Here is a 10377-nt window from a genome sequence, read left to right as displayed (position 1 = left end):
ATCGCCATCAGCGTCTCCTCGTGAGCGGTGCTGCCAGCGTAGAAGTTCACTGGCTCACTGCGTGAGACTGCTGAGGCACGTTGCTAATCAGGACGACGGTTGCGGCCGTCCCGCGCCGCGGGCGGCGACCGGGCCCCGCCGCTTTACAGCTTGTAGTTCACCGTCAGCGACACCTGCCGCGGCGCGCCGTAGATCGCGCCGTTGGACAGGCCGTTGATGTACTTCTTGTCGGTGACGTTGTCGACGTTCAGGCGCACCGTGGTGCGCTCGTTCCACTCGTAGGCGGCAAAGGCGTTGGCCAGCAGGTAGGCGCCCTGCTCCATGGTCTGGGCGGCGTTGCTGACGTCGGACTGCCAGCGCCCGCCCACGCCCAGGCGCAGCTGGGGCAGCTGCGCCACGCGCGTGTCGAAGCGGAAGTTCACCGTCGTGCGCGGCACCCACAGGCTGGTGTCCTTGCCGTCCGGGCCGGTGAGCTTCAGGCGCGTGAAGCCCAGCGTGATGCGCGAGTCGGCGCCCACGCGGCCGGTGGCCTCGGCCTCGAAGCCGCGCGACTTCACGTCCTTGGGCACGTACCAGTAGCTGCCGGTGTCGGGGTTGGTGCCGGCGTAGGTGGCCAGGCCCTTCTCTTCGGCGGTGAAGACGGCGAAGGTGGTCAGCAGCTTGCGGTCCAGCCACTCGGCCTTAGCGCCGGCCTCGGCGTTCACACCCTTCATCGGGTCCAGGTAGACGTTGTCGTAGTCGGTCTGGTCCTGGTTCAGGAAGATCGTCGAGTACGACACGTAGCCCAGCACCGCCGGCGTGATGTCGTAGGTCAGGCCGACGTAGGGGCTGGTCTCCTCGGTGTCGGGGTAGCTGACGCCGTTGGTGCCCGAGTTGCCGTAGCGGCTGGCGCCTTCGCGCTGCAGCCTGATCGCGTTGACGCCGACGATGGCCTTCAGCCGGTCGGTCAGCGCCAGGCGCGACGCGGCGTACAGGCGCGTCAGCGTCTGCTCGCCGCTGGTCGTCGACGCGACGCCGGTCCACTCGGGCTCGCCGTAGACGTCGCCGCCGTACGGGAAGGCCGGCAGCGGCGCGTTCAGATACGCGTCACCGAAGCCCTGGGCGTCGACGTCGCTCTTCTGGCGCGAGCGGCTGATGCCGGCGATCAGGCTGTGGCGGCGGCCGAAGGCGTCGAACTCGCCGCTGACGCTGGCGTCGAACAGGCTGTTGCTCGTCACGCCGTGGCTGGAATACGGCCAGGCGACGAGCCCGGTGTTGTCGTCGTTCAGCCCGCCGGTCAGCGAGTAGGCGTAGACCAGCGCCGTGTCTTCCCAGCTGCGGCGGTGGTTGTAGGTGAACTTGGCTTCCCAGTCGGGCGCCAGCTCGTGGCGGTACTCGACGAAGGCGTTGTTGGTGCGCGTGTCCCAGTAGGTCCAGTCCTGCGAGGTCGACGACGAGCGGTCGAACTCGGCCTGGCCCCCGCTGATGTAGTTCAGCGTCAGCGAACCCCACATCGGCGAGTCCTGGTTGCTGCGCTGGTGGCTGAAGCCGAAGGTCAGCATGCCGTGCTCGCCGATCTGGCCGTCGACGACGCCGTAGACGGTGTTGCGCAGGTCGCGCAGGCCGCGCAGGTAGGAGTCCTTGTCCTCGCGCGCGACGACCAGCCGGCCGGCCCAGGAGCCGTCTTCGGCGAGCACCTTGTTGTAGTCCAGCGCCAGGCGGTTGCTGCCCTGCGGGCCCCAGGTGACGCTGGCCTCGCCGCCGTCCTCGTTCTTCGGACGCTTGCGCACATAGTTGATCGTGCCCGAGGCGTTGCCCACGCCGGTCAGCAGGCCGTTGGCGCCGCGGATCAGCTCGATGCGCTCGAACAGGTAGCTGTCCTGCTGGCCGACGACGACGCCCCACTCGTTGCTCATGCCGATGCCGTCGATCTGCGTGAGCTGGATGTCGAAGCCGCGCGAGTTGTAGCCCACGCGGTTGGTCTCGTACTGCTCGACGTTGATGCCGGTGCCCAGGCGCAGCGCGTCGTTGCTGCCGGTGGCGCCGAAGTCCTCGATGTCCTGGCGCTCGATCGTGCTGATGCTCTGAGGCGTGTCCTTGATCTCCATCGGCAGCCCGGTGGCGCCCTTGGACACGCGCTGCGCGCGCTTGGCGGTGACGACGATCTTCTCGGTGCCGCCGGCGTCGGCGGCCTGGGTGCCGGTGTCGTCGGCCTGGGTCTGGGTCTGGGCCTGGGCGGCCAGGCTGCACACGGCGAGCGCACAGGCGCTCAGCATCAGTTTGCGGGTCATGCGGGGTCTTCGGGTGGTGATCTGACGGCGGCGGCCCGGTGCGATCCCGGTGCTGCGCCCTGCGCCGCGTGGCCACGGCGTCCTCTTTGCGGATGATAACGTTTCTCGTTTCTATTACCATCCGCGCGCCGGAACACGGGGTACCGGCCACACGGAGATCGCATGTCGCCTGAATTCCGCCGCCTCTGGGCCTGGCCGCTGGCCCTGGGCCTGCTCACCGCCTCCGGGCTGCTGAGCGCGCTCGTGTCCGACGCCTGGGGCGACGTCTGGGCCTGGCTGGCGCTGGGCGTGCCGGTGGCGGTGGGCGGCTGGTACTCGCTGGCGCGGGGCGCCCGATGAAGGCGCGTTCGCTGCGCATCTGGAGCGGGGTGCACACCTGGACCAGCCTGATCAGCACGCTGTTCATGCTGCTGCTGTGCCTGACCGGGCTGCCGCTGATCTTCCACCACGAGATCGAGCACCTCTCGGGCGACGAGGTCGAGCTGCCGGTGCTGGCCGCGCCGCAGGCCGCGCGGCCGCTGGACGAGGCGATGGCCGCGGCGCGTGCGCTGTACCCGCAGCGCGTCGTGCAGTACGCCGCGCCCGACGACGAGCAGCCGCTGATCTGGCACTTCACGCTGACGCCGACGCCGGCGCCCACCGACGACTACAAGTCGGTCGCCGTCGACCTGCGCACGGCGCAGGTGCTGCGCGACGCCAAGACCAGCCAGGGTTTCATGTACTGGATGCAGCGCCTGCACGTCGACCTGTTCGCCGGCCTGCCGGGCATGCTGTTCCTGGGTTTCATGGGCCTGCTGATGGTGGTCGCCATCGTCTCGGGCGTGGTGCTCTACGCGCCGTTCATGCGCCGGCTGGACTTCGGCACCGTGCGCCGCGAGAGATCGCCGCGGCTGAAGTGGCTGGACCTGCACAACCTGCTGGGCATCGTGACGCTGGTCTGGGCCACCGTCGTCGGCTTCACCGGCGTCATCAACACCTGGGCCGACCCGCTGGTGAAGTACTGGCAGTACTCGCAGCTGAGCGCGCTGCTGGCGCCCTACGCCGGCCAGCCGCTGGTGCCCGACGCCGAACGTGCGCCGGTGCAGCAGGCGCTCGGCGCGGCGCTGGCGCACACGCCGGGCCAGAAGGTGTCCTTCCTCGCCTTCCCGGGCACCGCCTACTCCAGCCCGCACCACGTCACCGTCTTCCTGCAGGGCGACACGCCGCTGACGTCCAGGCTGCTGAAGCCGGTGCTGGTCGACGCACGCAGCGCCGGCGTCACCGCGGCGCCTGCCCTGCCCTGGTACCTGACGGCGCTGCTGGTGTCCAGGCCGCTGCACTTCGGCGACTACGCCGGCATGCCGATGAAGATCCTCTGGACGCTGCTGGACGTGGCGACCATCGTCGTGCTCGGCAGCGGCCTGTACCTGTGGCTCAAGCGCCGCGCGACACGCACGCGCGAAGCCGCGGTCGGCGAGACCGAGGACGGCGTGCCGGCGCTGACCTAGGCACCGCCGGGGCGGCGGACAATGGCGCCACGCCATGAAAACCGCCCCGCTCTCCATCGCGCTGGCGCTCGCCGCCACCGGCACGCAGGCGGCGCCTTCGGCGCAGGACGCCAGCGACGCGGCGGCCCAGGCCGCCACCCGTTACGCCCAGGCCGTCTCCTGCACCGAAGACGAGATCCCGCCCGAACGGGTGGCCACGCTGCGGCCCTACCGCGACGACGCCGCCCGCGAGCACGCGCGCTACGCCGTGGTCTGGCACGGCGACCTGGGCTGCCGCGGCGGCTCGGGCAGCGACCGCGCGCGCCTGGCCATCGTCGTGGTCGGCACCGGCGACAGCTTCGTCGTCGACCCCGGCGCGTCGTCGCCGGCGGTGCGGCTGGAGATGCCGGTGCGCTGGGTGGAGACGATCCGCGCGCTGGGCCCCGAGCGCCTGCGCGTCGAGGGCCTGGCGCACGCGCCGGGCGACGCGGCCTGCTGCCCCAGCCGGCGGCGGAGTTTCACGCTGCAGCGGCAGCCGGGCGGTCAGTGGACGACGCTGGGCCGGGTCACCGAAACGGCCGCCGACAGCCCAGACGGCGGCGCCCCGGCGCGCTGAGCGCGCCTCAGGTCCGCCAGATTCGCGGCGGGTTCGGCGCCAGGCCCCAGAGCACACGCCGCCAGGCGGCGCGCAGCTTGACGGCCAGCGCCATCGCCGGCTCGACGCGGTCGGCCAGCACCCGCGCCACGACCACCGGCGCGTGCGGCGAGGTGACGCCGGCGGTGGCGGCCAGCGTGTCGGCGGCTATGACTTCGCGCGCCGCCTCCAGCAGCGCCGTGCGTCGCGCGGCGTCGAAACCCGCGCCGCCCGCGGCGCAGAACAGCGTGCCCAGCACGCGGTGGCCGGCAAAACCGCAGGGGCCGTCGAGCAGCACGTGGTCGCTGCCGTCCACGACGCCGGCGTCCAGCCAGACACCCGGCACTTCGGTGCGCTGGGCGTAGCGCCCGGCGTCGAAGGCTTCGCTGGCGGCGGGCAGGCCCAGCGCCAGCAGGTCCCAGGCGATGGCCTCGGCGCCCGGCGCCAGGCGCAGGCTCAAGGCGTTGTCGGCCAGGCAGGCGCGGTGGGCGATAGTCTCCATCGGCAGCCATTCCAGGCGCGCGCCGGCGGCGAGCTCGAAGCTCACCCGCTGGCGCGCGGTCTCGCCGGCGCTGCGATAGAAACGTGTCGCGCCGGGCGTCGTCAGCACGGCGTGCGTGCCCTCGGCCAGCGTGGCGTCCAGCTCCAGCACGTCGCCGCCGACGATGCCGCCGGGCGGGTGCACCAGCACGTGGTGGCAGATGCCGGGGCCTTCGGGATACAGCCGCTGCAGCACACGCAGCGGGCCGTGGTGGCGGTCCAGCGCGATGCAGCGTTCGCCGTCGCGGCTGTAGTCGATGCGGAGGTGGCCGTGCCAGCCCATGCGAGGCGGGCACGCACGCGGCGCCCGGAGGTGGTTGGGGACGGCGGAGTGTAGGAGAGCGCGGCACTCAGGCTGCGCGTGGCTCGTCGTTGGCGGCCTGCGGCGTGGCCGGGCGGGCCGCTTCGGCCGCCAGCGCGCAGGCCAGCACGCCGACGCGTGCGATGGCGCCGCGGTGGCTGTCGTCCCAGTCGCCGCCCAGGCTCAGGCGCAGGCAGTGGCGATAACGGTCGCTGGCGCTGAACATCGTGCCCGGCGCGACGCAGATGCCGGCCGCGAGCGCGCGGCGGAAGAGTTCGATCGAGTCCACCACCGCCGGCATCTCGACCCACAGCATGATGCCGCCGGCCGGGTCGGTGACGCGGCTGCCCCGCGGGAAGTGCGCGGCGACGAGCTCACGCGCCTCGGCCATGCGCGGGTTGATCGCGCGCCGCAGCCGCCGCAGCCCCGGCTCGTAGCCGGGCTGGTTCAGCAGCTCGGCCATCGCCATCTCGACGATGCCGGTGTTGCCGCCGCCGAAAGCCGGCTTCACGCGCTTCACGGCGGCGCTGTAACGCCCGGCCTCGATCCAGCCGACACGCAGCCCCGGCGCCACGGTCTTGGCGAAGGAGCCGCAGACCATCACCAGGCCTTCGGTGTCGAAGGACTTCACCGCGCGCCGGTGTTCGTCGCGTTCGGCCAGATCGTTGTAGATCACGTCCTCGATCATCGGCACCTGGTGCCGCGCCAGCAGCTGCGCGAGCCGCCGGCGCTCGCCCACCGGCATGCAGGCGCCCAGCGGGTTCTGCAGCGTCGGCACCGCGAGCAGCGCGCGCACCGGCTGCGTCTGCAGCGCCAGCGCCAGCGCGTCCACCGACAGGCCGTGGCGCGGGTGGGTCGGGATCTCCAGCGCGCGCAGGCCCTGGGCTTCGAGGATCTGCAGGAAGCCGAACGAGGTCGGCGACTCCAGCGCGACGGTGTCGCCGGGCCGGGTGACGGCGCGCAGGCCCAGCGCGATGGCCTCGTTGCAGCCGCCGGTGGCGACGATGTCGCGTGCGTCCAGCGTCAGCCCCATGGCGAGTGCACGGCGCGCGATCGCGCGGCGCAGTGATTCCTCGCCAAAGCTGCCGGGGTAATGCGTCAGCAGCGCGCGGTGGCGCAGCGCCGCCTGGCTGACGGCGCGGCGGATGCGCGCGCCCGGGTACAGCGCCGAGGCCGGGCAGGCGGCGCCCAGCGACACGACGCCGGGCGCACCCAGCATCTGGATCATCAGCTCGTACAGCGAGGCGATGTCCACCGCCAGCGGCGCTTCGGGCGGCGACGAGGTGCCGGGTTCGGCCAGGCGCACGCCACGCGGCGCGGCGGCGACGAAGTAACCCGACTTGGGCCGCGCCTGCACCAGCTGTTCGTCTTCCAGCGCGCGGTAGGCCTGCAGCACGGTGGCCACCGACACCAGCTGCTCGCGCGCCGCCTGGCGCACCGACGGCAGCCGCGCCCCGGCCGGCAGCGTGCCGCCGCGGATGGCGCCGGCCAGGTGGTCGGCGAGGCGGCGGTACAGCGGGCGGGAAACGTCGGCTGCGGTGGCGTGCATGCGTTCATTGTGGGCGCGCCTCGCGGCCGCGGACCAGTACAGCCGCGGCCCGAACAGGCCAGCACAGCCGCACGTCGGCGGCCATCTGTGCCGGTGAAGCCCGCGCGGCGCTGTGGCTGGCGGGCGCCCGGCCGCGCCCCGACGATCAGCGCCATGGACACCACCGCCCTCCTCCTCGCTCCCGGCCAGGCGCTGACGCTGCCGCCGGGCCCCGCCGGCCGCCGGCTGCGTGTGCTGCAGGGGCGGGTCTGGCTGACGGCCCGCGGCTGCCCCGATGACGAGGTGCTGGCCGCCGGTGCCGAGCACGTGCTGCCGGCCGGCAGCCGCGGCGCGCTGGTCGTCGAGGCGCTGGACGGCGCGGTGCGGGCCGAGCTGCTGGCGCCGGGCGCGGCGCTCAGCCGCGGCGCCAGAAGTCCCGGTGCAGCGCCGCGATCTCCGGAACTGCGGCCGGCACCGGGCCGATGACCTCGATGGCGCGCTGGCCGCGTGCGAAGAGCTCGCGGCACGGCAGGTCCAGCGTCGGGTTCTCGGGGTGGGCGCCGGTCAGCGCGAGCAGCTCGCGCTCTTCCATGCCGTAGACCAGCCGGCCGATGCCGGCCCAGTACTGGGTGCCGGCACACATCGCGCAGGGTTCGACCGTCGTCACCAGCGTGCAGCCGGCCAGGTAGGCCGGCCCCCAGCGCCGCGCGGCCTCGCGCGCGAGCACCGCCTCGGCGTGTTCGACGGCGCTGACGTTGCCCTGCTCCAGCAGCACGGTGTCGCCGTCCGGCGCGACGAGCACGGCGCCGAACGGGTGCCGGCCCCCGGCCAGCGCCTGGGCCGCGACCGCGTTGGCGCGGCGCAGCCAGGCGAGCAGGCGATCGGGCGCCGGGCCCGTCATGCCGGGCATGCCGACGATGGCGCCCGCGCGGCGGGCTCAGTGGTTCTGCGATCCACGGTGCGCCCAGCCGGTGGTGCGTTTCTCGACCCAGGAGAACAGCTCGTACATGAGCATCGCCATCGCGCCGATCGTCACCAGCCCGGCAAAGGCCAGCGGCAAACGCTGCTGGCTGCCGGCGGTCTGCATCAGGTAGCCGATGCCGGAGTCGCCGGCGGTCATCTCGGCGAGCACGGTGCCGACGAAGGCCAGCGTGATCGCGATCTTCAGCGAGCCGAAGAAGTACGGCAGCGAACGCGGCAGCCCGACCTTGACGAGCACGTCCCAGCGTTTGGCGCCGAGCACCCGCAGCACGTCCTCCAGCTCCGGCTCCAGCGTCGCCAGGCCGGTGGCGATGTTCACCGTGATCGGGAAGAACGAGATCAGGAAGGCCGTCAGGATGCCCGGCCCCAGGCCGATGCCGAACCAGACGACGAGGATCGGCACCACCGCCGCTTTCGGCACCGCGTTGAAGCCGATCAGCAGCGGGTACAGCGCGGCATAGGCGGCCCGCGAGCTGCCGACCAGGAAGCCGAGCAGCACGCCGACGACGATGGCCAGCACGAAGCCGAGCATCGTCACCCAGAAGGTCTTCCAGGCGGCTTCGAGCAGCGGGCCGCCGAACTCGGTGAACTCGCGGCCGATCTGGATCGGGCTCGGGAAGATGAACTCGGGGATGTCGAAGCCGGCGACGAACAGCTCCCACAGCAGCAGCAGCAGCGCCAGCAGGCCCCAGGGAGCCCAGCGTTCGAAGTTCTTGCCCAGTTTCATGTGCACCTCAGGGCTTCACTGCGGGACGGCGACGCCGCTCTTGCGCATCGCGCCGATGTGGCCGCGCAGCTCGTGCACGATCTCGGTGAACGCGCTCGTGTAGGTGATCTCCAGGTCGCGCGGGCGCGGCAGGTCGATCTCGCGGCGCACGACGAAACGCCCCGGGCTCTTGCTCATCACGTAGACGGTGTCGGCGAGGAACACGCTCTCGCGCAGGTCGTGCGTGACGAGGATGACGTTGAACTTCTGCGCCGCCTGCAGGTCGCGCAGCGTGCACCACAGCTCCTCGCGCGTGAAGGCGTCGAGCGCGCCGAAAGGCTCGTCGAGCAGCAGCATCTTCGGCTCGTGGATCAGCGCGCGGCAGATGCTGGCGCGCTGCTGCATGCCGCCGGAGAGCTGCCACGGGTACTTGTCCTCGTAGCCGGCCAGGCCCACGCTGGCCAGCAGCGCACGCGCCTTCTCGACGTACTCGGCGCGCTTGCTGCGAAAGCTGCTGCGGTAAGGCTCGACGATCTCCAGCGGCAGCAGCACGTTGGCGAGCGTGGTGCGCCAGGGCAGCAGGCTGGGCGCCTGGAAGGCCATGCCGGTGATCTTCAGCGGGCCGTCGACCTCGCGCCCGCCGATGATGATCGTGCCGCGGCTGGGCCGCCTCAGGCCCGTCGCCAGCTTCATGAACGTCGACTTGCCGCAGCCCGACGGCCCGACGATGGCGATGAACTCGCCCTCCCCGACCTGCAGCGTGATGTCCTCGACGGCGAACTGGCCCTGGGCCAGCAGCTCGTCGTTGTACGCGAGCCAGACCTCGCGGAAGTCGACGAAGGCGCTCACTTCTTGACCGGCGGGAGGATGTTGAGCTCGGCCTTGTGCGGCAGGTAGGCGTCGGTCCAGACCGAGGTCGGGTTGACGCGTGTCTTGGTCGCGAAGGCGTCGGAGACCTGCGAGGCCATCAGCGCCAGGCGCCCCGGCACCGCCTGACCGAAACCTTCGATGCGCGCGTCGGGGCTGGCGACGACGGCGTCGATCGCCATCTTCAGCCGGCGCTGCTCGAGCGCGACGTTGATGATGCCGTCACGCGCCTTGACGTACTGGATGGCGGCGTCGGGGTTGGCCATCACCTCCTTGGCGCCCTTGGCGAAGGCGGCGAGGAAGGAGCGCACCGCCATCGGGTTCTCCTTCAGCAGCTTGGGGCTGGCGATGATGACGTTGCCGTAGAGCTTCACGCCGTACTGGGCGTAGGGCAGCACGACGATGTCCTGCGCCTTGATGCCACGCGCCTCGAGGTTGAGCAGCGAGGTGAACGAGAAGCCGGTGATCGCGTCGACGTCGCCGCGCGCGAGCATCGTTTCGCGCAGCGGCGGGTCCATGCTGACCCAGGTGACGTTGGAAACGCCGTTGGCCTTGGCGAAGATCGGCCAGCCGCGGCGGCCGGCGTCGAAGACCGGGGCGCCGATCTTCTTGCCGGCGAGGTCGGCGGGCTTGCCGATGCCGCTCTTCTTCAGCGCCAGCACCGCGGCCGGCGTGTTGTTGTAGACCATCATCACCGCGACCGGCTTGTTCGCCGCGTCGGGGTTGTTGGCGTGGAACTCCATCAGCGCCGCCATGTCGGCGAAGCCCATGTCGTAGGTGCCCGAAGCCACGCGCGTGACGGTGCCGCCCGAGCCGTTGCCGGCGTCGATCGTGACGTCCAGGCCGGCGGCCTTGTAGTAGCCCTTGGCCTGCGAGGCCAGGAACAGCGCGGCCGGGCCTTCGAAGCGCCAGTCGAGCTGGAACTTGATCGGCGTGGCGGCCTGGGCGAGCGCCAGCGCGGGCGCGGCGAGCAGCGCGCCGGCGGCGAGAAGGGTGCGGCGCTTGAGCGGGAACGAGGTCATTCGGGCGGGCTCCTGGAGGACGTGGACGGGAACTTCCGTAGGCGGACTTCTGTATGCAAAAC

General features: G+C 71.8%; 11 protein-coding genes. 4 read left to right on the top strand and 7 right to left on the bottom strand.

The features are described from left to right. Nucleotides 1-143 precede the first annotated feature (143 nt). Complete coding sequence (locus EV684_RS11685) at nucleotides 144-2270, bottom strand: TonB-dependent siderophore receptor (protein WP_132647383.1); 2127 nt, start codon at nucleotides 2268-2270, stop codon at nucleotides 144-146. Between the two features lie 162 nt (nucleotides 2271-2432). On the opposite strand from EV684_RS11685, the gene EV684_RS24010 reads away from it, so the two are divergent. Genes EV684_RS24010 through EV684_RS11675 form a run of 3 tightly spaced genes read left to right on the top strand, consistent with a single transcriptional unit; the run spans nucleotide 2433 to nucleotide 4352 of the window. Next, entirely contained in the window at nucleotides 2433-2609 is a 177-nt protein-coding gene (locus EV684_RS24010; protein WP_165908471.1) for a hypothetical protein, read from the top strand. Next, nucleotides 2606-3757, top strand: coding sequence for a PepSY-associated TM helix domain-containing protein (locus tag EV684_RS11680; protein ID WP_132647381.1), 1152 nt, complete (start codon nucleotides 2606-2608; stop codon nucleotides 3755-3757). The genes EV684_RS24010 and EV684_RS11680 overlap by 4 nt, the downstream gene beginning before the upstream one ends. Before the next feature lie 34 nt (nucleotides 3758-3791). Next, nucleotides 3792-4352, top strand: coding sequence for a hypothetical protein (locus EV684_RS11675; RefSeq protein WP_132647379.1), 561 nt, complete (start codon nucleotides 3792-3794; stop codon nucleotides 4350-4352). Between the two features lie 7 nt (nucleotides 4353-4359). Here the strand turns inward: EV684_RS11675 and EV684_RS11670 are convergent, their stop codons facing one another. Further along, nucleotides 4360-5193, bottom strand: a complete 834-nt coding sequence (locus tag EV684_RS11670; RefSeq protein ID WP_132647377.1) for an urease accessory protein UreD — start codon at nucleotides 5191-5193, stop codon at nucleotides 4360-4362. A gap of 67 nt (nucleotides 5194-5260) precedes the next feature. Next, nucleotides 5261-6760, bottom strand: a complete 1500-nt coding sequence (locus EV684_RS11665; RefSeq protein ID WP_132647375.1) for an aminotransferase-like domain-containing protein — start codon at nucleotides 6758-6760, stop codon at nucleotides 5261-5263. A gap of 153 nt (nucleotides 6761-6913) precedes the next feature. Between EV684_RS11665 and EV684_RS11660 the strand changes: the two genes are divergently transcribed. Beyond that, a complete protein-coding gene (locus EV684_RS11660) occupies nucleotides 6914-7225 on the top strand; it encodes a DUF2917 domain-containing protein (protein ID WP_132647373.1) in 312 nt (103 codons plus the stop codon). Here the strand turns inward: EV684_RS11660 and EV684_RS11655 are convergent. The 4 genes from EV684_RS11655 to EV684_RS11640 are packed head-to-tail and all read right to left on the bottom strand — an operon-like array spanning nucleotide 7155 to nucleotide 10315. Then, entirely contained in the window at nucleotides 7155-7640 is a 486-nt protein-coding gene (locus tag EV684_RS11655; RefSeq protein WP_132647415.1) for a nucleoside deaminase, read from the bottom strand. The two genes, EV684_RS11660 and EV684_RS11655, sit on opposite strands and share 71 nt — an antisense overlap. Nucleotides 7641-7676: 36 nt before the next feature. Then, on the bottom strand, nucleotides 7677-8447 hold the full coding sequence (locus EV684_RS11650) for an ABC transporter permease (RefSeq protein WP_132647413.1): 771 nt from the start codon (nucleotides 8445-8447) through the stop codon (nucleotides 7677-7679). Between the two features lie 15 nt (nucleotides 8448-8462). Further along, on the bottom strand, nucleotides 8463-9275 hold the full coding sequence (locus tag EV684_RS11645; protein ID WP_132647371.1) for an ABC transporter ATP-binding protein: 813 nt from the start codon (nucleotides 9273-9275) through the stop codon (nucleotides 8463-8465). Beyond that, on the bottom strand, nucleotides 9272-10315 hold the full coding sequence (locus tag EV684_RS11640) for an ABC transporter substrate-binding protein (protein ID WP_132647369.1): 1044 nt from the start codon (nucleotides 10313-10315) through the stop codon (nucleotides 9272-9274). Before EV684_RS11640 ends, EV684_RS11645 begins: the two co-directional genes overlap by 4 nt. Between the last annotated feature and the right edge of the window lie 62 nt (nucleotides 10316-10377).

The organism is Rubrivivax gelatinosus (genome assembly GCF_004340905.1).
GTDB classification, from domain to species: domain Bacteria; phylum Pseudomonadota; class Gammaproteobacteria; order Burkholderiales; family Burkholderiaceae_C; genus Rubrivivax; species Rubrivivax gelatinosus.
Note: the sequence above shows the minus strand (reverse complement) of the source record. Positions and strands in the feature narration are given on the sequence as shown.